This is a genomic window from Rhizobium sp. WW_1, from assembly GCF_003610155.1.
Classification (GTDB): Bacteria; Pseudomonadota; Alphaproteobacteria; order Rhizobiales; family Rhizobiaceae; genus Rhizobium; species Rhizobium tropici_A.
The window spans coordinates 328,178-351,883 of sequence record NZ_RAIN01000001.1 but is presented as its reverse complement, the minus strand read 5'-3'; the positions used below and the strand labels follow the sequence as shown (position 1 = coordinate 351,883).

The 23,706-nt window shown below is 61.4% G+C and carries 21 protein-coding genes; 7 read left to right on the top strand and 14 right to left on the bottom strand.

Annotated features, from left to right (window positions below; translation table 11 throughout):
* Positions 1-187: 187 nt before the first annotated feature.
* From BJ928_RS01680 to BJ928_RS01670, 3 genes are all read right to left on the bottom strand, one after another.
* The gene (locus tag BJ928_RS01680; protein ID WP_047627306.1) at positions 188-3,307 is read right to left on the bottom strand and encodes an efflux RND transporter permease subunit; all 3,120 of its coding nucleotides are present in this window, start codon (positions 3,305-3,307) and stop codon (positions 188-190) included.
* Entirely contained in the window at positions 3,304-4,545 is a 1,242-nt protein-coding gene (locus tag BJ928_RS01675) for an efflux RND transporter periplasmic adaptor subunit (protein WP_047627304.1), read from the bottom strand. The genes BJ928_RS01680 and BJ928_RS01675 overlap by 4 nt, the downstream gene beginning before the upstream one ends.
* A gap of 429 nt (positions 4,546-4,974) precedes the next feature.
* The gene (locus tag BJ928_RS01670; protein WP_047627303.1) at positions 4,975-5,763 is read right to left on the bottom strand and encodes an SDR family oxidoreductase; all 789 of its coding nucleotides are present in this window, start codon (positions 5,761-5,763) and stop codon (positions 4,975-4,977) included.
* A gap of 292 nt (positions 5,764-6,055) precedes the next feature.
* Here BJ928_RS01670 and BJ928_RS01665 point away from each other — a divergent pair, with 292 nt between their 5' ends.
* Together BJ928_RS01665 and BJ928_RS01660 are read left to right on the top strand one after the other, a co-directional pair.
* Positions 6,056-7,720: an electron transfer flavoprotein-ubiquinone oxidoreductase gene (locus BJ928_RS01665; protein ID WP_047627301.1), complete on the top strand. Its 1,665-nt coding sequence runs from the start codon at positions 6,056-6,058 to the stop codon at positions 7,718-7,720.
* 6 nt (positions 7,721-7,726) lie between these two features.
* A complete protein-coding gene (locus BJ928_RS01660; protein ID WP_047627299.1) occupies positions 7,727-8,254 on the top strand; it encodes a GNAT family N-acetyltransferase in 528 nt (175 codons plus the stop codon).
* Positions 8,255-8,346: 92 nt separating this feature from the next.
* Here BJ928_RS01660 and BJ928_RS01655 read toward each other — a convergent pair whose 3' ends face one another.
* Entirely contained in the window at positions 8,347-9,261 is a 915-nt protein-coding gene (locus BJ928_RS01655) for a DMT family transporter (RefSeq protein ID WP_047628723.1), read from the bottom strand.
* A gap of 144 nt (positions 9,262-9,405) precedes the next feature.
* Here BJ928_RS01655 and BJ928_RS01650 point away from each other — a divergent pair, with 144 nt between their 5' ends.
* A complete protein-coding gene (locus tag BJ928_RS01650) occupies positions 9,406-9,879 on the top strand; it encodes an Lrp/AsnC family transcriptional regulator (RefSeq protein ID WP_047628722.1) in 474 nt (157 codons plus the stop codon).
* Between the two features lie 51 nt (positions 9,880-9,930).
* Here the strand turns inward: BJ928_RS01650 and mgtE are convergent, their stop codons facing one another.
* Positions 9,931-11,304, bottom strand: coding sequence for a magnesium transporter (gene mgtE, locus BJ928_RS01645; protein ID WP_047627297.1), 1,374 nt, complete (start codon positions 11,302-11,304; stop codon positions 9,931-9,933).
* Between the two features lie 355 nt (positions 11,305-11,659).
* A complete protein-coding gene (locus tag BJ928_RS01640) occupies positions 11,660-12,673 on the bottom strand; it encodes a zinc-binding alcohol dehydrogenase family protein (protein ID WP_047627296.1) in 1,014 nt (337 codons plus the stop codon).
* A 104-nt stretch (positions 12,674-12,777) separates the two neighbouring features.
* On the opposite strand from BJ928_RS01640, the gene BJ928_RS01635 reads away from it, so the two are divergent.
* Positions 12,778-13,182: a helix-turn-helix domain-containing protein gene (locus BJ928_RS01635; RefSeq protein WP_047628721.1), complete on the top strand. Its 405-nt coding sequence runs from the start codon at positions 12,778-12,780 to the stop codon at positions 13,180-13,182.
* Here the strand turns inward: BJ928_RS01635 and BJ928_RS01630 are convergent.
* Positions 13,147-14,364, bottom strand: coding sequence for an MFS transporter (locus BJ928_RS01630; RefSeq protein WP_047627294.1), 1,218 nt, complete (start codon positions 14,362-14,364; stop codon positions 13,147-13,149). The two genes, BJ928_RS01635 and BJ928_RS01630, sit on opposite strands and share 36 nt — an antisense overlap.
* A 319-nt stretch (positions 14,365-14,683) precedes the next feature.
* On the opposite strand from BJ928_RS01630, the gene BJ928_RS01625 reads away from it, so the two are divergent.
* Complete coding sequence (locus tag BJ928_RS01625) at positions 14,684-15,631, top strand: diacylglycerol kinase family protein (RefSeq protein ID WP_047627293.1); 948 nt, start codon at positions 14,684-14,686, stop codon at positions 15,629-15,631.
* Between the two features lie 5 nt (positions 15,632-15,636).
* On the opposite strand, the gene BJ928_RS01620 is transcribed toward BJ928_RS01625, so the two are convergent.
* A complete protein-coding gene (locus BJ928_RS01620) occupies positions 15,637-16,977 on the bottom strand; it encodes a glutamine synthetase family protein (protein WP_047627291.1) in 1,341 nt (446 codons plus the stop codon).
* A gap of 213 nt (positions 16,978-17,190) precedes the next feature.
* Between BJ928_RS01620 and BJ928_RS01615 the strand changes: the two genes are divergently transcribed.
* A complete protein-coding gene (locus BJ928_RS01615; protein WP_047627289.1) occupies positions 17,191-18,558 on the top strand; it encodes an aspartate aminotransferase family protein in 1,368 nt (455 codons plus the stop codon).
* Here BJ928_RS01615 and BJ928_RS01610 read toward each other — a convergent pair whose 3' ends face one another.
* Positions 18,559-19,173, bottom strand: coding sequence for an NUDIX hydrolase (locus tag BJ928_RS01610; RefSeq protein WP_052227449.1), 615 nt, complete (start codon positions 19,171-19,173; stop codon positions 18,559-18,561).
* A gap of 50 nt (positions 19,174-19,223) precedes the next feature.
* On the bottom strand, positions 19,224-20,243 hold the full coding sequence (locus BJ928_RS01605) for a glycosyltransferase family 2 protein (RefSeq protein WP_047628719.1): 1,020 nt from the start codon (positions 20,241-20,243) through the stop codon (positions 19,224-19,226).
* 96 nt (positions 20,244-20,339) lie between these two features.
* Between BJ928_RS01605 and BJ928_RS01600 the strand changes: the two genes are divergently transcribed.
* Complete coding sequence (locus tag BJ928_RS01600) at positions 20,340-21,299, top strand: lysylphosphatidylglycerol synthase domain-containing protein (RefSeq protein WP_047628718.1); 960 nt, start codon at positions 20,340-20,342, stop codon at positions 21,297-21,299.
* A gap of 5 nt (positions 21,300-21,304) precedes the next feature.
* Here the strand turns inward: BJ928_RS01600 and BJ928_RS01595 are convergent, their stop codons facing one another.
* From BJ928_RS01595 to BJ928_RS01580, 4 genes are read right to left on the bottom strand one after another with little or no spacing between them, the layout of a single operon-like run.
* Positions 21,305-22,546, bottom strand: coding sequence for an RNA polymerase sigma factor (locus BJ928_RS01595; protein WP_047628717.1), 1,242 nt, complete (start codon positions 22,544-22,546; stop codon positions 21,305-21,307).
* An 11-nt stretch (positions 22,547-22,557) separates the two neighbouring features.
* Positions 22,558-22,935 carry a YciI family protein gene (locus tag BJ928_RS01590; RefSeq protein ID WP_047627287.1) on the bottom strand — a complete coding sequence of 126 codons (378 nt, stop codon included), beginning with the start codon at positions 22,933-22,935 and terminating at the stop codon, positions 22,558-22,560.
* A gap of 16 nt (positions 22,936-22,951) precedes the next feature.
* Positions 22,952-23,314 (bottom strand): YciI family protein, encoded by a 363-nt coding sequence (locus tag BJ928_RS01585; RefSeq protein WP_047627285.1) that lies wholly within the window; start codon positions 23,312-23,314, stop codon positions 22,952-22,954.
* Positions 23,315-23,324: 10 nt separating this feature from the next.
* A complete protein-coding gene (locus BJ928_RS01580) occupies positions 23,325-23,684 on the bottom strand; it encodes a YciI family protein (RefSeq protein ID WP_047627283.1) in 360 nt (119 codons plus the stop codon).
* Between the last annotated feature and the right edge of the window lie 22 nt (positions 23,685-23,706).

Here is a 23,706-nt window from a genome sequence, read left to right as displayed (position 1 = left end):
AAGGCCCCTATGCGGCGCATAACGCACCTTGTCGCAAAGAGGGCGCGTCATGACATGGCTGGGCTTCAAGTTCAAGACGTAGTGGCGCCTTTATTTGCCCCCGCGCTGCCTCTGTCGGCTATGCGCGACATGCAGTGCATTTCGTCTTTCTCAAAAGGAAACGGGCGCCCTTGAGCGCCCGCTGATGTCATTCGGCGGCGATGGCCGCTGGCGGGTCCTTGTGATGCGGATCGCTGTCCTTGCGCTTGCCGAAACGGCCGAGGAAGTCGTTGAGGCGGTTCATCTCGAGGAAGATGACGGGCGTGATGAACAGCGTCAGAAGCTGAGAGACCACCAGGCCGCCGACAACCGCGATGCCGAGCGGCTGGCGAAGCTCGGAGCTCGCACCGCCGCCGACGGCGATCGGCAGGGCACCGAGCAGGGCGCAGAAGGTCGTCATCATGATCGGGCGGAAACGGCGGACGCAGGCTTCATGGATCGCTTCCGCGGGCGATATGCCCGTACTCGAGCGCAGCGTTTCGAGGGCCACGTCGATCATCATGATCGCATTCTTCTTCACGATACCGATCAGCATCAGCAGGCCGATGAGCGCGATGATCGACAGGTCGAAGCCGAAGACCTTCAAGGCAAGCAGCGCGCCGAGAGCGGCAGCCGGCAGGCCGGAAAGAATGGTCAGCGGGTGGATGAAGCTCTCATAGAGAACGCCAAGGACCACGTAGATCGTCAGCACGGCGGCCAGGATCAGGTAAGGCGTGCTGCCCTGCGACTGCTGGAAGATCTGTGCGGTGCCGCCGTAGGACGTGAAGATGTCCGCCGGCATGTTGATGTCCTTCTTGATCTGATCGATCCGTGCCGTGGCGTCGCCAAGCGCTTCGCCGGCCGGCAGGTTGAAGGAGACCGTGGTCGACACGAGCTGACCAGTCTGGTTGATCGTGACTGGGCCGGTTGTGCGCTGGACATGGGCGAAATCGGACAAGGGAACCAACGCACCGTTTGACGAGGCAACGTGGATGTCTTGCAGCCTCTGGTCGTCCCAAGGCTTGCTGGTGTCGAATTCGACCATGACGTCGTAGCTGTCGCCGGTAGTCTGGATTTGCGCGGCATCATAACCGCCGAACGCTTCCTCCAGCGTCGTGCGCAGCTGATTGTTGTTGATCCCGTATTGGGCGGCCTTTTGCGTGTCGATCACGATGTTGGCCTGCAGAGCGTTGTTCTGCTCGTCCGAGGCAACGTCGGTGAAGCTCGGGTCGCGACGCATCGCATCCAGCATCTTGTTTGCCCAGAGATTGGTCTGGTCGGCGCTCAGCGCCTGGATGACGAGCTGATACTGGCTGGCAGTCTGACGGCCACCGAAACGCAGGCTCTGCTGCGGCGTAATATAGGCCTTGATGCCGGGTATGGTGGCGATGCTGGTGCGCAGTTCGCGCAGCGTCTGGTCCAGCGGCGGCCGCTGGTCCTTCGGCTTCATTTGGACAAACATGGTGCCGTTATTCAACGGCTGGCGGACACTGCCGCCGACGATTGACATGACGTGGTCGACGGCGGGGTTCTGCTTGACAAGCGCCGCTGCCTGGTTCTGCAGGTCTCGCATCGCCGGATAGGAGATATCCTGCCGCGCCTGGGTGGAGATTTGCAGGCGGCCGATGTCTTCGGTCGGAAAGAAGCTCGCCGGCAATACCATGAAGAGATAGACCGAAAGTGCCACCGAGCCGAGGAAGCTCAAGAGAACGATGCCGCGATTGCGCAGACACCAGGCGACGCCCTTGTCGTAGCCGCGCTGGGTCCAGTCGAAGCCGCGGTTGAAGAGGCGCACCGGATAGGGAGGCTGGCTGTGACCGGCCGACAGGCGCGAACTCAGCATCGGCGTGACCGTGAGCGACACGATCGCGGAAGACACGATGGCGATGGCGACGACCATGCCGAACTCGTTGAAGATACGACCGACGACGCCGCCCATCAGCAGGATCGGGATGAACACCGCGATCAGCGAGATGGACATGGAAATGATGGTGTAGCTGACTTCGGCCGAGCCTTTGATCGCCGCCTGCAACACCGGCATGCCTTCTTCGACATGCCGCAATATGTTTTCCAGCATGACGATCGCATCGTCCACCACAAGGCCGACGGCGAGCGTCAATCCGAGTAGTGAGATGTTGTCGATACTGTAGCCGAGCACATACATCATGCCGAAGGTCGAAATCAGCGACAGCGGCACGGCAAGGCCCGGGATGATCGTGGCGGTGACGTGGCCCGTGAAGAGATAGATCACGAGAACGACGAGGCTGATCGTCAGCAGCAGGGTGAATTTGACGTCCTTGATCGCATCGCGGATCGGCTGTGCCGAGTCGTTCATGACATGCGTCTGCACCGAGGCCGGAATTTCCGCATGGAGTTGCGGCAGCTTGGCGTTGATCGCATCGACCACGTCGACGGTATTGGCGTCCGGCTGACGCTGGATGGCGAGAATGATCGCTTGCTTGCCGTCGTACCAGGAGCCCGCATTGGTATTCTGCACGCTATCCTGCACGTCGGCGACATCGCTCAGATGGATCGGCGCGCCGTTGGGATTGGCAATCACCAGCGACTTGAACTGTGCGGCATTGGTATTCTGCGTGTTGGCATTAAGCGTCATGCTCTGCTTGTTGTTCTGCAGAGTGCCGACCGGAACCTGGCTGTTGGCATTGACGATCGCAGTGTTGACGGTGTCGATGCCGATACCGCGGGCCTGAAGCTTGTTCGGATCGACTTCGACGCGCACGGCGTAGGTCTGCGCGCCATAGACAGTCACTTCCGCAACGCCAGGAAGCGTCGACAGCGACGGCGAGATGATGTCTTCGGCAATTTCATCGAGCTTGCTGCGCGGCATCGTGTCGCTCTGCACGGCAAGCAGCATGATCGGCGCATCGGCCGGGTTGGTCTTCTTGTAACCCGGCGGCGTGGTCAGGTTGTTGGGCAATTGACGCGTCGCGTTCGAGATTGCGGCCTGAACGTCGGCGGCCGCGGCGTCGATGCTGCGGTTGAGATCGAACTGCAGCACGATGCTCGTATTGCCAAGCGAGTTCGTCGCCGAGATTTCACTGATGCCTGGGATGGTTTCGAACTGCTTGATCAGCGGCGTGGAAACCGAGGTCGCCATTGTCTGCGGCGAGGCGCCAGTCAACTGCGCCGAAACGTTGATGGTCGGAAAGTCCACCTGGGGCAGAGCCGCGACGGGCAGGAGCTGGTAGCCGGCAAGGCCGGCCATAACCACACCCAGCGCCAGAAGCGTGGTCGCTACCGGTCGTTGGATACAGAATTGTGGGATCATTGCTGTGCTCCAACCGAAATCGTTTCGCTCTTCTGGCTCGACTGATCGCTGGCCGCAGCGACGTTTTCAGACTTTTCGTCGCTGAACTGTTCGACGACGTTCTGGCCGTCGATCAGCTGCACCTGCCCTTCGACAACGACATGATCTCCCTCCGAAAGGCCTTTGGCAATTGCGGTGTAGGCGCCGTTTTCCCGTTCTACCGTGACCGGGGTCAGATGAACCTTGTTGTCCTTGACGACATAGGCATAGAAGCCATCGGGGCCGGGGCTGATCGCAACCGTCGGCGCAACGATCACAGGATCGTTGTCTGTGAGATGAACGACGACATTGACGGAGCGGCCAGGCCACATTGCGCCATTGGCGTTGTCGAACTTCGCCTTGACGAGGATGGTGCCGGAAGAAGGATCGACCGTATTGTCGAAGAAGCTGACCGCGCCCTGGCGGGATTTACCCTTGCTTGAGTTCGGAACGGTGCTGACCGGCACGGTGCCGCCCTTCAGCGATTCCTCCAATTCCCGCAGCTGATTTTCCTGCATGTGGAATTGCACATAGATCGGATTGTACTGCGTGATGGTCACGATCGCCGTGCCGGGCGTCACATAGGCGCCGGGGCTGGGGACGACGTTCCCGAGGCGACCGTCATAGGGTGCGCGGATTTGGGTGTTCTCCAGCAGCACCTGATCGGATGCCAGCTGGGCCTTGTCGGCATTGACGTCGGCCGCCGCGGTATCGCGGGCTGCCACTGCCTGATCGACGGTTTGTTGCGTTCCCGCGTTTGCAAGCAGGCTCTTGGCCCGGGTCAGGGCTGATTCCGCGGCCACGAGGGTCGCCTGATCCTTGGCGATGGTCGCCTGGTCCTTGTCGACAGCGGCCTGCGCGGTCCGCGCATCCAGCCTGGCGATCAGGTCGCCGGCCTTCACCATCGCGCCGTCTTGTGCCTCGATCGATGTGATGATGCCCGATTCCTGCGCCGCGATCGTCGTGGCATTTTGCGCCACGGCCGAGCCGGTCGCTGTAATGTCGTTCGGCAGAAGTCTCTTCTCCACCGCGGCCGTCTTGACGACCGAGGTCAGGGCCTGATGTTTCTGCCCGCCTTTCGCAGGCGTCTTGGTATTGTCTTTGGTTTCAGCGGAGGCCTGATCGACAATTGCGGAGAGGAAAGGAATACGGTCGCGATAGCCCCATACGGCAAGGGCTGCGACGACGAGAAGGCCGAGGGGAAGCCAGAATTTTTTCATATTAAAGAACCGGTCGAGGCGAGTTGCAGGAAACGCGGTCACGGGTGAAGTGTATTTATTGCGTCGCACAACAAAGACGAGCTTCGCCGCAATCCATCACATCGCCGTTGCCGCTAACGTTCGGTAATTCTGTCCCTTTAACGCGAATTTATGAACGCTGATGGTTTGCAATCTATCACAGTTCTGCCCGACGAAAAATTAAAGCTTGGAAAGCTTTCGGATTGCTTGGGTCTGTGCAGTGCAGCAAATAGTCAAATGGCTATTTTTTGATTGCCGTTATGTAATAATTGGGCGGCATAACGGTCGTAGCGGCATTTATAGTGCAAAGACCCGCCGTCGGGCGCATAGGCGTGCTATCGCCGTTCACGCAATTGTGTTGTCGGCCCCTGTGCTGGCAAGGGGCCGATTTGTTGCTTGCTCTTAATGATTTTAAAGAGAGCGGGCCGCGCCGCCATCGCAGCGGACCATCGTGCCCGTCACGTAGCTTGCGGGTTCGCTGCAGAGAAAGGCGGCGGTTTCCGCGAATTCCTCGACGCGGCCATAGCGGCCGGCCGGAATGCGCTGCTGGCGCTCGGCGCTGACATCTTCCAGGCTCCGGCCGCCACGTTTGGCCGTAGCCGAATCGAGCTCCGCCAGCCGGTCGGTCGCGATGCTTCCAGGTAGAAGCATGTTGACGGTAATGCCATGCGCCGCCACTTCGCTCGCCAGCGTCTTGCTCCAGCCGGCAAGCGCCGGGCGCAGCGTGTTGGAAAGCGCGAGATTGGGGATGGGTTCGACGACGCCGGAGGATGCGACCGTGAGGATGCGCCCCCAACCCTGCGCCTTCATATCAGGCAACAGCGCATTGGTGAGAGTGATGATGCGCGAGACCATGGAAATGAAATAGGTCTCCAGCCGGTCCGCGCTCATGTCTTCCGTCGTTCCCGGCGTCGGGCCGCCGCTGTTGTTGACGAGAATGTCGAGGCCCCCGAGTTTCTCGGTGACGGCCCTTGTCACGACATCCACGAAGTTATCGTCGCTGAGGTCGGCCCAGACCCAATCCGCCCGGCCCCTGCCTTCGGCATTGATAGCCTTGCAATTGCTGTCGAGCCTTTCGCCGCTGCGGCCGCAGAGCAGAACATTGACGCCCTCGCGGGCCAGCGCCACGGCGATGCCGTGCCCCAGCCCCTTGGACGAGGCAAGCACCAGTGCGCGTTTCCCGCTGATACGAAGATCCATTTTGATCACCCTTCATGCTATCCGGAATTTTCGGCTAACACTTATAGAGTCCCATCGGCCGTCTTTGAAAGTCGCATGGTCAGCGAAACGGGTAAAAGTCGTCGAAATATTGACGTTAACGTAAGGGTAATTTAACTTCACTTCAACCTTGGGCGAATTGGAGGATTGCCTGTCGCTTCCCGGCTCGACAACTCTCTCTTGTTTTGACAAGAGATAGACGAAGCGGGGAAGACGCCCAAAAGGGGATAAGGCTGCGTTCGGTGTTCGGGCGTCAGCCAAGCGGAGAGAGTGTATGACTGACGCGAGCGAGCTGCCGGAACGCGAGAGCATGGAATTCGACGTTGTGATTGTCGGCGCAGGTCCCGCGGGCCTGTCTGCTGCGATCCGGCTGAAGCAGATCAATCCGGATCTGACCGTCGTCGTACTCGAGAAGGGGGCCGAAGTCGGCGCGCATATCCTGTCGGGCGCCGTCGTCGATCCGATCGGCATCGATCGTCTGCTGCCGGACTGGCGCGAAGAGGAGGGGCATCCCTTCAAGACCAAGGTCACGGCGGATCACTTCCTGTTCCTTGGGCCTGCCGGCTCCATCCGCCTGCCGAATTTCCTGATGCCGCCGCTGATGAACAATCACGGCAACTATATCGTCTCGCTCGGCAATGTCTGTCGCTGGCTGGCCGAGAAGGCGGAGGCCCTCGGCGTCGAAATCTATCCAGGCTTTGCCGCGACCGAAGTCCTCTACAATGACGAGGGCGCCGTTATCGGCGTTGCCACCGGCGACATGGGCATCGAGAAGAACGGCGAGCCCGGCCCTAACTACACGCGCGGCATGGCGCTCTTAGGCAAGTACGTGCTGATCGGCGAGGGTGTGCGCGGCTCGCTCGCCAAGCAGCTCATCGCCAAGTTCGATCTGTCGCGGGACAGCGACGTGCCGAAGTTCGGCATCGGCATCAAGGAGCTTTGGGAGGTCAAGCGCGAGAACCACAAGAAGGGCCTCGTGCAGCACTCCTTCGGCTGGCCGCTGGGCATGAAGACGGGCGGCGGCTCGTTCCTCTACCATCTGGAGGACAATCTGGTCGCCGTCGGCTTCGTCGTGCACCTGAACTATAAGAACCCTTATCTCTATCCCTTCGAGGAATTCCAGCGCTTCAAGACGCATCCGGCGATCCGTGGCACCTTCGAGGGCGGCAAGCGCATCTCTTACGGCGCCCGCGCCATCACCGAGGGTGGCTGGCAATCGGTGCCGAAGCTGACCTTCCCCGGCGGCGCGCTGATCGGCTGCTCCGCCGGTTTCGTCAACGTCCCCCGCATCAAGGGCAGCCACAATGCGGTGCTGTCCGGCATGCTGGCGGCCGACAAGATCGCCGAGGCGATCGCGGCCGGTCGCGGCAATGACGAAGTGATCGAGATCGAGAACGAATGGCGCCAGACGGATATCGGCAAGGATCTGAAGCGCGTCAGGAACGTCAAGCCGCTCTGGTCGAAGTTCGGCACGGCGGTCGGCGTGGCGCTCGGCGGCCTCGACATGTGGACGAACCAACTGTTCGGCTTCTCCTTCTTCGGCACGCTGAAGCACGGCAAGACGGATGCCCAATCGCTGGAGCCCGCCGCCCAGCATCAGAAGATCGATTATCCCAAGCCGGATGGCGTTTTGACCTTCGACCGCCTGTCGTCGGTGTTCCTGTCGAACACCAACCATGAGGAAGACCAACCCGTACACCTCAAGGTCGGCGACATGGCGTTGCAGGTATCGTCCGAGCACGACGTCTTCGCCGGACCGTCGACGCGCTACTGTCCCGCGGGTGTCTATGAATGGGTCGAGAAGGACGGCAAGGAAACCTACGTCATCAACGCCCAGAACTGCGTTCACTGCAAGACCTGCGACATCAAGGACCCCAACCAGAACATCAACTGGGTTCCCCCGCAGGGCGGCGAAGGACCAGTTTATCCGAATATGTGAGATAGAATGACCGAAATCGGACGCGGAACCTGGATGATCCGCTCAGCCAGGGCCGACGAGCTGCATTTGCTCGCCGCCATCGAGATCGATGCTTTCTGGGCTCTGCACGAGGCCGGCGCCGTCGCCTGCGAGCCAACATCTCTGCCTCTCGATGTTCTCGATCAATCTCTGACGGAAGACTTGCTCTTCGTTGCCGTCGACGGCGAGGATCGGCCGTTCGGCTTCCTGGCCGGTGTCCGCAAGGATGGCTCCGTTCACATCGCGGAAATCGATGTTGTCAGGCGCTGGCAGAAGCAAGGCGTCGGCCGACGTCTGATAGAGACGGCCATTGCCGCCGCTCGGGCACAGGGAGCCCTAGGCGTTACCCTGACGACGGACCGGCAGGCGGCCTTCAATGCGCCCTTCTATGCCTCCGCGGGATTTTGCATATTGGAAGACGGCGATCGGCCGGCCGTTCTCACGCAGATTCTTGAGAATGAGATCTCGCACGGCGCCGACCCGGCCCGACGCGTAGCGATGGCGCTTCGATTCTGATCCTTGCGCCATGAGCGGCTAGGAACAGACAGAGAAAGGGCCCGGCGCCTTTTGAAACGCCGAGCCCTTTCTGCTTCTGCACGATATCAGTTTTAGTGTTGGGCAGACTTCCGGGCGAATAGGCCGGTGGAAAGGGCAACGCCAGCGCCGGTCACGATAGCGGCTGCAATGCCGGCCATTCCGATTTCTTCGCCGAGCAGGAAGCCGCCGCCGATCGTGGCGAGAACCGGGGTGATGGCGGTGAAGGCTGCAGCCTGCGTGCCGCCGAGAGCCTGGACGGCGAGGCCATAGGCGAGGGTGGCGGCAAGGCCCGACAGCAGCCCCTGACTGACGAGCTGCAGGCCGATTTCCGGCAGCGGCACCGAGGTCAGCGAGCTGCCGAAGATGGCGGCAAGGCCAAGGTGGATCAGGAACGACCAGACGGCGATGATGGCGCTCGACTGTACGGCGCTCAGCCCGGAGCGGCGGAAGGCGTGCGTATAGGTTGCCCAGAGCAGTGCGGCAAGCGGCAGCAAGGTGAAGCCGGCCCAGGAGATCTGTACGCCATAAAGACTGCGGGCCAGCAGGATCACGACACCGGCGACGATGCCGCCAAGGCCGAGCCAGCGGGTGATGTCGAGCCGCTCGCGAAACAAAAGCACGCCGATCATGGCGGTCGCCAGCGGCATGGAACCACCGAGCAGGATGCCGGCCGATGAGGCGGGCGTGAACTGGATGGCGAAGGTGGTGAGCTGGAAGAAGAGCGCGCCGGAGCCGCACACCATCAGTGCCAGAAGCCGCAGCGGCACGCCCTTCGGCAGCAGGCCTGTGCGCCACCAGACCGGAGCCAGCACGAGCGCCGGCACGCCATAGCGGATCAGGCCGAGGTCGATCGTCGTCATCTGCGTTTCGGCCGTGTGACGCGTGGCGAGAATCCAGTTCGCCCAGATCAGGACGGTGACGACGGCGCCGGCATAGCCGATCGCAGTGGGGGTTGCCTTGCGGGTGGAGAGAGACAAAGCGGTCATCGACATATCCTTTCCAACGATCCGATTATCTTTCGAATGAGGAAAAGATAGCGCCGAATGCCGAGGCATGTCCTTGCTAGTTGTGGCTGAGAAATCGTGATATTGGCAATAATCTGCCAATATTTATAATTGGATTTCGCAAATATGCCAAAACTGGATAAATTCGATATTGCGATCCTAAACTGTCTTCAGGAGGATGCGCGCGCCACCAATGTCGAGATCGCCGAGCGCGTGAATCTCTCACCATCTCCCTGCCTCAGGCGCATCCGCAATCTGGAGAAATCGGGACTCCTGCGCGGTTACCGAGCGGATATCGACCGCAAGGAGGCCGGTCTTGGTCTTACGGTTTTCGTGGAGCTCAAGGTCGGCCACCATTCGAAGGAAAATTCCGAACTGCAGCAGGCGGCACTACTTGCCATTCCGGAAGTCGTCGCCTGTCATCTGATTTCGGGAACGGCCGACTTTCTGGCGGAGGTCGTGGTGGCGGATCTTGCGGCCTATGAGAAGGTATTGTCGGAGAAGCTTCTGGTTCTTCCCGGCGTGGTCGATCTGCGCTCGCATTTCGCCATCCGCACCATCAAGACCAATGGCGCATTGAAGTTGCCGGTGCCGGAGTGAAAAGAGAAGGGGCCGTTTCCGGCCCCTTTGTCATAGGGTTTTTTCTTGTCCCTAGAGCATCGTGCCGCTGAGAATGAGCAACGCCACGGAGAAGTAGATCACCAGGCCGGTGACATCGACCAGGGTTGCGACGAAGGGCGCGGATGCGCTGGCGGGGTCGAGCCGCAGCTTTTGCAGGATGAACGGCAGCATCGAACCGGCGAGCGAGCCGAACGTCACGATGCCGATCAGGGCCGCGAAGACGGTCAAGCCGACCAGCTGCCAGTGCGGGCCGTAATCGAAGAGGCCGAGGGTTTGCCAGGCCACGATGCGGGTGAAGCCGACGAGGCCGAGGATTGCGCCGAGCACGATACCGGTCGGCAGTTCGCGCAGCGCAACCCGCCACCAGTCCGAAAGCTTGAGTTCGCCGAGCGCCAGCGCCCGGATGATCAGCGACGTCGCCTGCGAACCGGAATTGCCGCCTGAGCTCATGATCAGCGGGATGAAGAGCGTCAGCACGACGGCCTTCTCCAGCTCGCCCTCGAAATGCTGCATGGCGCTTGCCGTCAGCATTTCCCCGAGGAAGAGCGCTGCGAGCCAGCCGGCGCGCTTGCGGATCATGCCGGCAAAGCTGATCTTCATATAGGGCTGGCCGAGCGCTTCCATACCGCCGAATTTCTGGGCGTCTTCGGTCGTATCGGCGATCATCGTGTCGATGACGTCGTCGACCGTGACGATCCCCAGCATGTGGCCCTTGTCGTCGACGACGGGGAGCGCCAACAGATCGTGGCGTCGGATCAGGCGCGCGACATCTTCCTGCTTCATCAGCGGCGGTGCGGTAACCGGCGCACCCTTCTGGGCGACGGTCAGAATGCAGGCGTCCGGCTCGCCGGTGATAAGGCGGCGCAGCGTCACGACATGCAGCAGCACATGGGTTTCGTCGTCGAGCACATAGATGGCATAGACGGTTTCGCGGGTGCGCTCGACCTGGCGAATATGATCGAGCGTCTGGGCCACGGTCCAGCTTGCGAGCACGCTGACGAATTCCGTCGTCATGATGCCGCCGGCGGTGCGCGGCGGATAGCCCATCAGGCCCTGGATGGCCAGCCGGGCATGTTCGTCAAACGTGGCGAAGAGCCGCGCGCGCGTCTCGACATCCATCTCGAGCAGCACGTCGGCGACGCGGTCGTTCGACATGCCGTGCAGCAGCCGCGCGGCGTCTGCATTGCCCATGACTTCGAGGATGGCCGCGGCATTGCGCAGTTCCGGCCGATCGAGAATGTGTACGGCGCGCTCTTCCGGCATTTTCGCAAGAATGCGGGCAGCTTCCGACACTTCGACTGCGTTCAGAGCCTCGACACGTTCGGCAATGGTTATGGCGCGATTGTTATTGATAAATGCGCGAGCGGCATTGCTGGCTCGCATCGGGAGGCTGTTCATGTTCATTATAGCTCGCCTTTCCGGTCGATCCGCCGTCGTAGCGGATCGTGGCGAGCCGACAGGAGTCGGTTAGTGCACGAATGCTACTGACGGCAAAGGCAATCGACTACTACTGTCGCTAGGCATCTAAAGATGGCTCCGGTTAATCGGCATGGAAAAACGGCGTTCCCCACGTCGCGAGAAGTCGCGCCGAAGGCATAAAAAGTCAAGAGGTGGTCGTGCCTAAACGCACGATCTTGCGATAAAAATTTGTTTAGGCGGCTGCAAATTTTTGCGATGCAACAAAGCATGTTTCCTGCGCGTTAAAACAATGCGGCCGGACGACATGCGCCCGGCCTGATTAGCCGCGAATTTCGGCGGCTCAGAAGCCCGCCAGGACGACCTTGCCCTTCATCTTGCCGGTCTCGACAAGAGCGTGTGCCTTCTTCAGATTGGCCGCGTTGATCGTGCCCGCAGTCTCCGTCAACGTCGAACGAATCTGGCCCGTATCCACGAGTTGCGCGACCTTCGTCAGCAGCTTGTGCTGCTCGATCATGTCGGCCGTGCCGAAGAGGGGGCGAGTGAACATAAGCTCCCAGTGGATCGAGACGGCCTTGCGCTTGAAAGGCACGACATCGAGCGTCTTCGGATCGTCGATCAGGGCGAAGCGGCCCTGCGGCGCGATGGCGTCCACGATTGAGCTGATGTGATCTGTCGTGTTCGTCGTCGAGAAGACGAACGCCGGTGCGCCGATGCCGAGCGCCTCGATCTCAGGCGCAAGCGGCTTCGAATGGTCGATGACGTGATGGGCGCCGAGCTCCTTCACCCAGGCCTGCGTTTCCGGCCGCGACGCCGTTGCGATGACGGTGAGGTCGGTCAGTGCACGGGCAATCTGGATTGCGATCGATCCGACCCCACCCGCACCGCCGATGATAAGGATGGCATGAGCAGCGCCGGGAACGCGATTCTGCACCTTCAGGCGGTCGAACAGCGCCTCATAGGCAGTGATCGAGGTTAGCGGCAGTGCGGCAGCGGCCGGAAAGTCGAGGCTCTTCGGCTTGGCGCCGACGATACGCTCATCGACCCGATGGAATTCGACGTTCGATCCATCGCGGTTGATGGCGCCCGCATAGAAGACCTCGTCTCCCGGTTTGAACATGGTGACATCGGGACCAACAGCCTTGACGATCCCGGCGGCATCCCAGCCGAGGATCTTGTATGCGCCTTCGCTCGGCGCGACGTTGGCGCGGACTTTGACATCGACCGGGTTGACGGAAACGGCCCTTACTTCGACGAGCAGATCGTGGCCTTTCGCCTCGGGCGTCGGTAGTTCGACGTCGATCAGGGATGTCTCTGCGGAGATGGGTTGCGGTTGCTTGTAGGCGACTGCGCGCATGGGAGAAGCTCCTGGGTTTGTTGCACAGTGGCTAGATGCGCATTATCCTCAAAAGGCGCAAGAATGCACAAATTCTGTATGTAGGTACAAAAAGGATACTGTCGATGTCGGTTCCCCGCTCCAAGCTTGTCAGAAATTTCCCGGGCTGCCCGGTCGAGGCGACGCTGAGCCTGCTCGACGGCAAATGGAAGGGTGTGATCCTGTTTCATCTGTTGGGGGGCACGCTTCGTTTCAACGAAATCCGCCGCAAGCTGCCGTCGGTGACGCAGCGCATGTTGACGAAGCAATTGCGGGAGCTGGAAGAATCCGGGCTGGTCTCACGCACCGTCTTTCCGGTGGTGCCGCCGCGCGTGGATTATGCGCTGACGCCGCTTGGCACCAGCCTTGGGCCGATCATCAAGGCGATGGCCGTGTGGGGCGAGGAGAATGTGTTCTGCCATAACGGCCGGCAGGAGCTTGCCGCGCCGTCGATGTCATGCGTGACCGGTGCGACGCTCCAGGCCAACTGAAAGGGCAAAGACGGCGAGGCCGCCGACGGAGAGAGCCGCGCCGACATATCCGGTCGCCGCAGCCGTGAAGCCCCATGAGATCACCAGGCCGCCGAGCCAAGCGCCGAGCGCATTGGCGATGTTGAAGGCGGAGTGATTGGAGGCGGCGGCCAGCGTTTGAGCATCGGCGGCAACATCCATCAGGCGGGTCTGTACGGCGGGGCAGGCGGCAAAGCCGCAGCCGATCAGGAAGACGCAGAGGCAGAGCATGACGGGATTGGCGGCCGTCAGCGCGAACAGCGTCATGATGATGACGTTGAAGATCATCATCCCGCCGATCGTTCCCTTGATCGAGATGTCGCCGAGGCGCGAACCGACGATATTACCGACATTCATGCCGATGCCGAAGAGCGCAAGCACGACGGGCACCATGGCGGTGCCGAGGCCGGCGACCTGCGTGGTCGTCGTGGCCACGTAGCTGAAGATCGAAAACATGCCGCCGAAGCCGACGGCGGCAACACCAAGCGTCAGCCAGACCTGAATGCGCTTCAGAGCCCCCAACTCACGCGTGATGCTTGCACCTTCCTCGACCTTGTCCTTCGGCAGGAACAGGGCGATGAGCAGCATGGTAACGAGGCCCACCGCGCCGACCATCATGAAGGCGGCGCGCCATTCGAGCATCTGGCCGAGGAAGGTGGCGATCGGCGTGCCGATCAGCGTCGCGATCGTGAGACCGAGCATGACCTGGCCGACGGCTCGCACGCGGCGATGCACCGGCACCATGGAGGCGGCAACGAGCGCTGCAACGCCGAAATAGGCGCCATGCGGCAGGCCGGTGATGAAGCGCAGTGCCGTGAAGCTTTCGAAGGTCGGCGCAAAGGCGCTGGAAATATTGCCGGCGGCAAAGATCGCCATCATCAGCAGGAGCAGCGTGCGGCGCGCCATCTTCGCGGCGAGCACGGCGATGATCGGCGCGCCGACGACGACGCCGAGCGCATAGGCGCTGATCACGTGGCCGGCTTGCGGCGTGGTGACGCCGAAGGTATCGGCGACGTTGGGCAGAAGCCCCATGATGACGAACTCACCCGTTCCGATGCCGAAGCTGCCGACAGCCAGCGCCAACGTCACCAGCGCAATGGCGGTGCGCGACGGCGCTTCCAGAGCGGTTTGGGTATCGAGGACCTCGACGGCAATATCGCTCACGACAACTCCTTGGGCGGTAAATCGGGCAAGCGCCGCGAATCAGGCAGCGAACCCCGGCTTCGGCGCTCAGTGCATCAAAATGGAATAAGGGACTGGCGGGGCATGGACATGCCTCCGCTGGTACTATCAATGACGGCGGTTCTTCTGTCGCGTGCATTTTTTGCAGTGCAGCACGTCGTATCCTGCATAAGTCTGCTGCGTCCGATCCGGCGAATGGGATGCAATTCTTGAAATCGCTCTATCCAAAACCATCTGAGAAGAAGCGCACGGGGGCTTCAGCCCCTCAGAAACACAATTTGCGGAAAGACCGAGAGCCCCGATGAAGTTGATCGGCTTTTTCAATCGTGACGGCGGCACGTTCCGCACAACCGACATGGCTGCCTATGAAAAGAGGGCGGAACAGGTGTTTCGTGATGCCGGGCACGATTTTGAGGCCGTCGTCGTTGAGGGGCGTAACATTGTCTCGGCGATGGAACGAGCCGCACGCCGCGATGACATTGACGGGATCGTCGCCGGCGGCGGTGATGGCACGATTTCGGCCGCAGCCGCGATCGCCTGGAAGAATGACGTCGCCCTCGGCGTCATCCCGGCCGGCACCATGAACCTCTTTGCCCGTTCGTTGCGGTTGCCGCTCGACATCTGGCAGACGCTCGGCGTGCTGGCGACAGGCGAGGTCGACAATGTCGATATCGGCAGCGCCAACGGCCGCGCCTTCGTGCATCAATTCTCCGCCGGTCTGCATGCACGGCTGGTGCGCTATCGCAACAGCTATACCTATCGCTCGCGCTTCGGAAAGATGTCGGCCAGCACCCGGGCCGCCTTCGGTGTCATTGCCAACCCGCCGGAATTCGATGTTGACTTCGAGGCTGGCGACATTCGCGGGCGCCGGCATGTCTCGGCAATCTCCGTCTCCAACAATCCCTTCGGCGCCAATGCGCTACTCTATGCCGACAGCCTGCGCAGCGGCGAGCTGGGTTTCTACACGGCAAAGCCCCTGCGGCCGCTCGGTGTCGCCCGGCTTGCCATCGACATGCTGCGCGGGCGGGTCCGCGAGAACACCGATGTCATGGTCATGCATGCGCCGGAAGTGCATCTGCACTTCCCGAAGCTGCGCCAGCTCGCCAATTGCGTCATGGATGGTGAGCTTCTGCCGCTCGAGCGCGATGTCACGCTCAAGGTGCATCCCGGCGAACTCAAGGTCATGGTCCGCCAAGGCACCGCCGCTCTTGTCGAGCGGGAGGGAAGGGTCGATAGCCTCGCCGTCTGACGCGATCAAAGGCGCGGCAGATAGGTCCTGTAGTCGAAATCGGAAACGCTGCGCAGATAGCGGATCGCTTCCTTGTGCTTCGTCTCGCCGTAGAGCTTTTGATACCGCTCACTGAAGACGTCTGAAATGAAGGCGGAGGCGCGGAAGCGCTCGACCGCCGTCAGGAAATCATGCGTCAGCCGCGGTGCATCCGCCGGGACATGAGACGGCGTGGTTTCCACGCCGGGATCGAGGTCGTTCTCGAGGCCGAGCAGCATACCGCCGAGGATGGCCGCCAGCATCAGGTAGGGATTGGCATCGGCGCCAGCGACGCGATGCTCGATGCGCGCGCCAGGTCCATCCTTTTCCGGGATGCGGATCGCGGTGCCGCGATGGCCAAAACCCCAGGTCAGGTCGATGGGGGCGAATGAGCCCGGCTGGAAGCGGCGATAGGAATTGGCATAGGGCGCAAAGACGAGTTGCGCATCCTGCAGCGTTTGCAGCAGCCCCGCGCAGATCGACTTCAGTTTCTTCGGTTCGCCGCCTGCTGCGTCGAGGACGTTGCGGCCCTGGGCGTCGATGATGCTGGCATGTACATGCAGCCCCGAGCCGGCATGATCGGTATAGGGTTTTGCCATGCAGGTGGATTTCAGCCCGTGCTTGCGGGCGGCCTGTTCGGCGACGCGCTTGAGCATGATGCAATCGTCGGCAGCCGCCAGCGCATCCGGTCGATGCAGCAGGTTGACTTCGAACTGGCCGGGGCCGAATTCAGCAGTCGTCGCATCGGCCGGCAGATCTTGAGCCCGTGCATAGGCGCGCAGCGTTTCGAGGTAGTCGTCAAGGAGATCGACAGCATCCATGTCGTAGAGCTGGAAGCCATTCGGTTCGCCCCGATAGGTCAGGGCCGCCGGCGGCGAGGGGATGCTTCTGTCGCGCCAGTCTCCATCAAGCAGATAGAATTCCAGCTCGGTTGCGATGACGGGCGTCAGGCCAAGCGCCTTGTAGCGATCGACCACGGCGGAAAGAATGGCGCGCGGGTCCTGAAAGCTCGGGCTGCCGTCGAGCTCGTGCATGGTCGCCAGCACCTGTTTCGATCCCGGCGGCGCCCAGGGCATATCGGTTAGCGTGCGCTCGTCGGCAACGCAGGTTCCGTCGGGATCGCCGATCGTCAGCGACAGGCCGGTAATATCGTCATTGTCGTCGCCCCAGATGTCGAGCGATTGCGTCGAGGTCGGCAGCCGCACGGCGCCGGACCAGACCTTCTTTTCAGCCGAAATAGGGATCTGCTTGCCCCGCAGTCGGCCGTTCATGTCCGAGATCAGCACCTCGATGCGCGCGTTACCTTCGGTTGCGTTGTCGGCCGCCATGCTCTTGTAAATCCCCAATGCTCACGGCATGGTCGTAAACCATGATAGCTTTCAGTCAAGTGTTGCTACGTTGCGGCTTTGTGCCAAGCCTCTCACTCTGACCCTCTCGTCGCAATTGCGGGGAGAGGGCCGGGGTGAAGGGGCCATGCACATAATTGCGGCGTCGCCGGGCTTGCCTGACAAGCATCAATTCAAAGAGGGATCGAATAAATCATGTCCGACACGTCAAGCCGCTCCAATCTCGCCGCCCTTGATGCCGCCCATCACCTGCATCCCTTTGCCGACATGAAGAAATTGAATGCGGATGGTGCGCGGATCATCCAGCGTGGAGAGGGCGTTCATATCTTCGATGCGGAAGGGCGGAAATATCTGGACGGGTTTGCAGGCCTCTGGTGCGTGAACATCGGCTATGGCCGCACCGAAATCGCCGATGCCGTTGCCAGGCAGATGAATGAACTGCCCTATTACAACACCTTCTTCGGCACTACGACCACGCCCGCAACGCTGCTTGCCGAGAAGATCTGCGCCCATGCCGGTCCGCGGTTCAACCATGTCTTCTTCACCAACTCCGGTTCCGAGGCCAACGATACCTGGTTCCGGATGGCCAGGGTTTATTGGGGCGCCGTGGGCAAGCCGACGAAGAAGACCATTATTGCCCGCAGGAACGGCTATCACGGCTCCACGGTTGCCGGCGCCAGCATGGGCGGCATGAAATACATGCATGAGCAGGGTGATCTGCCGATCCCGGGCGTCGTCCATATCGGCCAGCCCTATTGGTATGCCGAAGGCGGCGATCTCCCGCCGGAGGAATTCGGCCTGAAGATTGCCCGCGAACTGGAAGAGAAGATCGACGAACTGGGCGAGGATAATGTCGCCGCGTTCATCGCCGAGCCAGTGCAGGGGGCAGGCGGCGTTATCATCCCGCCTTCGACCTATTGGCCGGAGATCGCGCGCATCTGCAGGGAGCGGAACATTCTGCTCGTTTCCGACGAGGTCATCTGCGGCTTCGGCCGTCTCGGCGCATGGTTCGGCCATCAGCATTTCGGCGTCGAGCCCGATCTCGCTCCGATCGCCAAGGGACTGTCGTCAGGCTATCTGCCGATCGGCGGCGTGCTCGTCAGCGATCGCATCGCCGACGTGTTCATCAACGAAGTCGGCGAGTTCAACCACGGCTTCACCTATTCCGGCCATCCGGTCTGCGCGGCCGCGGCTCTCGAAAACCTCCGGATCATCGAGGAGGAGCGGCTGGTCGAGCGCGTCCGCGACGACATCGGCCCTTATTTCGCCAAGGCGTGGGGCAGTCTTGCGGATCATGACATGGTCGGCGAAGCCGTCAGCATCGGCCTGATGGGTGCCTTGCAGCTTGCCGCCGACAAATCCACCCGCCGCCGCTTCGAGAAGCCGGATGCCGTAGGCTCCGCCGTGCGCAACCATGCTCTCTCGAATGGCCTCGTGCTGCGGGCAACCGGCGACCGTATGCTGGCTTCGCCGCCGCTTATCATCAGCCATGAGGAAGTGGATACGATGGTGCGGATCGCGCGGCAGGCGCTTGATGCAGTTTGGGCGGAGATGAAATCCTAATCAGAGATTGGGCGTCGGCACGCTCCACTTGCCCGCCTTATGAAGGGCAAGGGTCAGTGCCGCGACGTGGATCATCTGGATCATTTTCCCTTCCAGCGCCAGCTCGATCGCCTGCCGGATCGGCATGCGGATCAGGCGGATGCGCTCCGTCGGGTCATCCGCCGGCTTGGCGGTTAAGGCTACATTGCGGGCAATGACGATATGCGCGAGGTTGGTGTGCGTGGCCGGGTTGGGCGCAAGCTTGCCGACATAATCCCAACCGGTGGAGGAGAGCCCGGTTTCTTCGCGCAGCTCGCGCGCAGCCGCCTCGACTGGACTTGCATCGCTCACATCCATGGCTCCGCCCGGAAGCTCGAGTGCCACGACGCCCAATCCATGACGATATTGCTGGACGAGGTAGATATGATCCTCGGCATCGAGCGCGATGATCTCGACCCAATCGGGATATTCCAACACATAATAGGGCGCAATCTCCACGCCCTCCGCCGTCAGGCATTTGTCGGCACGAACTTTCAGCCAGCGATCATGAACGAGATGCGTCGAACCCGTCGTCCGCCACGGTGGCAGGTCTGCTGTGTCCGACAGCAGGCTTGCAATATCGTCCTTCGAGCTCATGCGCGGCTTAGCTCCTGTTGCGGACGGCCTCGTGTATGGGGGCGAGATGCCTATGCATCCTGGTGGTCACGATCGAAGATCTTGCGCACGATATAGTTCGGCGAGAGATCGTCGCGGTAATAGATGCGGGCGATCATTTCGGCGAGAATACCAGTCGTGATCATCTGAACCGACGACAGCAGCAGCACGACGCCGACCATCAGCAGCGGACGGCTGCCGATATCGTCGCCGAAGATGAACTTGTCGATGAACAGCCAGAGCAGAATCACGGCTGCGAGCGCACCGAGCCCAAGGCCGAGCGAGCCGAAGAAATGGCCCGGCCGCGCCTTGTAGCGCATGAAGAACATCACCGACAGCAGATCGAGGATGACGCGGAAGGTGCGCGAGATCCCGTATTTCGAGGTGCCGTGCTGGCGGGCATGGTGGGTGACCGGCACTTCGCCGATGCGCGAGCTAGGCACCACGCCGGCAACCCAAGCCGGGATGAAGCGGTGCATCTCGCCCATAAGCTTGACCTGCTTGATGATCGAGGAGCGGTAGATCTTCAGGCTGCAGCCATAATCGTGCAGCTTGACGCCGGTGATGCGGCCGATCAGGTAATTGGCGCACCAGGAGGGGATCTTGCGCAGCAGCAGGCCGTCCTGACGGTTCTTGCGCCATCCCACAAGCAGATCGAGCTGCCGCCGCTCCAGTTCCTCGACCATCGAAGGAATGTCCTTCGGGTCGTTCTGCAGGTCGCCGTCCATGGTGGCGATGAGGCGGCCGTTGGCCGCATCGATGCCGGCCTGCATGGCTGCCGTCTGGCCGAAATTGCGCTGAAGCTCGACGATGCGCAGGATCAGCCCATCGCGCGAAAGTGAGCGCCGTGCATTGGCAAGCGTGGCGTCCGTGCTGCCGTCATCGACCAGGATCAGCTCCCAGGATTTGTCAAAGCCGGTCATGGCGGTACAGATGCGCTCGATGAGCGGTCCGACACTTTCTTCCTCGTTGAAGACGGGCACGACCAGCGAAAGCTCTAGTGGGCTTGCCGGATCGGCCTGGGGGAGGGTCGACTCTGCCGTTGTCTGCAACACTTGTTTCTCCTAAAAGACCGGCAGTACCTGCCGGACGAAACGAGCGAAAAGTCCGGTTTCAGCCTTCCGCTCGCATTTGGGTGCCCTAACTACATGAAGACTCCGACGGTTGCCAGCCGACAGAATTGGTTTATTCGCAACCGAATGACGCTGCTGACGCTCGGCGTCGTGGTCGCGTATGCGGCCTTCATCGAATGGTTCTGGGGCTGGAGCTCCATCCTGGCGCAATGGGGCAAGGTCGGCGCCTTGCCAATCCTGCTCGCCCTCGCGCTTCTGACCGGCACCTATTTCCTGCGCACCTGGCGCATCTACGATTACTTCCCGAAGGAAACCTCGGGCCATTTTGCGGCGTTGTTCCGTGTAACGCAGGTCCATAATCTCCTGAATATCATGATGCCGTTTCGCACGGGCGAAACGAGCTTCCCGGTGCTGATGCGATCCGAATTCGGCATTCCCTTGGCGCGGGGCACCTCGGCGCTGTTCGTCATGCGGCTGCTCGATCTCCACGCGCTGCTGGCCGCCGCGGGCATCGGCCTGGCGCTAGCCTCGCCCCATCATGTCCTGGCCTGGATCGTATGGGCGGCTTTCCTGTTGCTGCCTGTCGTGGGCTTCGCTTCTCGCCGGCCGTTGATCCGTCTTGCCGCGCGCATCCTGCCGAAGAAGGCGCAAGGGCTGGTGCATGAGCTGGAGCGAGGGCTGCCGGTCGATATCAGTGCCTTTGCGCGTGCCTGGCTGACGACCATCGTCAACTGGCTGGTCAAGGTCGTGGTGCTGGCCTGGGCGCTCGGCCTGATGAACGTTACCCCGCTCTCGGCAAGCTTCGGCGGTGCGCTCGGCGGCGAACTGTCATCGGTCCTGCCGGTCCATGCGCCTGGCGGCGTCGGCACCTATCCGGCCGGCATCACCGCCGGGGCGATGGCCTTCGGTGCTTCGAGCACGAAGGAGGCCATCGAAAATCTCGCGCAGGCCAGTATCAACGCTCACCTGCTGATCGTCGTGTCGGCACTGACGGGAACGGCGATCGGATTGTTGGTGTCGCGTAAACGCATCTGACCCGGCTAGCGCTCGGCCGCTTCATCGAGTTCGCTCAAGCGCTTGCGCAGGAATGCCTGCTCCGGCCCCTGCTGGCAGAGCGATAATGCCGTTTCGTAGGATTGCCGTGCCTCGTCATGTCGTCCGAGCTGGCGGAGAAAGTCCGCTTTTGCCGCATGGGTGAGGTGATACCGCGCCATTCGCTCCTCCTGCAGCAGCCGGTCGACGATGGAAACAGCCGCCGCCGGACCGTCACACATGGAGACGGCCACGGCTCGATTGAGTTCGATTACCGGGGAAGGGCTCGCCGTCAGCAACAGGTCGTAGAGTGTGACGAGCTGCCGCCAGTCGGTATCGTCGGCAGTCGCTGCGCGGGCATGTTCGGCTGCGATCGCGGCCTGCAGGGCGTAGCCGCCGACGCTTTCGGCCGCCATGGCGCTTGCCGATAACGTAAGTCCTTCGCGGATCTGGTCGTGATCCCAGAGTGCGCGATCCTGATCGGCAAGCAGCACCAGATCGCCGGATTGGTCGATACGGGCAAGACGCCGCGAATCCTGCAGCAGCATGATCGCAAGCAGCCCTTCGACCTCGGAATCCGGCAATAGCTGCAGTAACAGCCTGCCGAGCCGGATGGCTTCCGCCGCAAGATCGGCGCGCACGATCGCAGAGCCTGAAGAGGCCGAATAGCCCTCGTTGAAAACCAGGTAAATGACATGCAGCACCTGCGCCAGCCGCTTCGGCAGTTCGGGCTTGCCTGGCACTTCGTAGGGAATATGGGCGGTACGAATGCGGTTCTTGGCGCGGACAATGCGCTGGGCGACGGTCGGAGCCGGGATCAGGAAGGCGTGAGCGATCTCTTCCGTCGTCAACCCGCAGACCTCCCGAAGTGCCATCGCCGTGCGTGCTTCGGCCGGTACGAGCGGATGGCAGCAGGTGAAGATCAGCCGCAGCATGTCGTCTTCGATCTCTTCGCTGTCCGACGTCTCCATTGTTTCGCCCTCCGGATAGAGGCTGTCGGCGATATCGGCCTGGGCTGCATCGAAGCGCGTTCGCCGGCGGATATGATCGATGGCGCGAAAGCGGCCGGCGGAGACGAGCCAGGCGTAGGGATTGGCCGGGATCGTCTCGTCAGTCCATTGCTGCGCCGCTGCCGCAAAGGCGTCGTGAAGTGCTTCCTCCGCCCGGTCGAAATCTCCGAGCAGGCGGATCAGCGTTGCCAGCACGCGACGCGAGTGGCTGCGATAGATGCCGTCGATGGTCCGGTTCAGCGACACGGGCGTCAACTATTCTCCGCGAGATCTCCATGAAGGGTCAGGATGCGCACAGGCCGGATCTCGATGGCGCCGTAACGCGCCGAGGGGATGCGCTTGGCAATCTCCGTTGCTCCTTCGAGATCTGGAGCTTCGATGAGATAGAAGCCGGCCAGATGCTCCTTCGTCTCCACGAATGGCCCGTCCGTTACGGAAAACCCGTCTCCGTCCGGGCGGATGACGATCGACTTGTCTCGAAGTGCCAGCGCGTCCGAAACGATCAGGGTGCCATCCCGCTGCAGGCCCTCGTCAAAGACGAAGTGCTCGGCGATCAGATGGTTCATCTCGTTGGACGTCAATCGTCCGTCGACATCGACGGATGTGTGGATCAGGCATAGAAACCGCATGTCTTTTCTCTCCTAGCTATTCGTCCGGAAAACGGATGTCGAAGGCGCCACGCACCTCTATCATGCCATAGCGTGCCACAGGGAAGGTGGCGGCAATTTCAATCGCCTCCTCCAAGTCCCGCGCCTCGATCAGCACGAAGCCGCCGAGATGTTCCTTGATTTCGGCGAAGGGGCCGTCGGTTACGGCGGTTTCGCCCCGGCGCACCCGAACGGTCTTTGCGGTCTGAGGCTCGCGCAGAGCGTTGGCGACGATGATATGGCCGCTGGCACGCAGCCGGTTGTCGTTGTCGATCGAATCCTGCGTCAGCTTTCGCCCTTCCGCTTCGGACAGCTTGGCGATCTCTGTGCTGTCGAACCACACTTGGCAAAGGAATTTCATCAAAGCCTCCTCAAGCATCCGGGCCGAAGAAATGGATCGGCCGCACCTCGATGGCGCCGAGCTTGGCGAGCGGAATGCCGGCGGCAACGCGGATGGCATCGTTCAGGTCTTTTGCCTCGATCAGGATGAAGCCGCCAAGATATTCCTTGGTTTCGATGAAGGGGCCATCCGTCACCGACGTCTCGCCATCGCGGACCCGCACCGTCACCGCGGAACTCGGCGGCTGCAGCGCCTGGGCGTGAATCATGTGGCCGCTTGCCACCAGGTCCCGATCGTAGCTGAGAGAATCCAGGCCGAGCCTATGCTTTTCCTCTTCTGTCCTCGCGGCGAGCATCGCACCATCGAACCAGACCTGGCAGAGATATTTCATCGCAGCGTCTCCTCTTTCAATT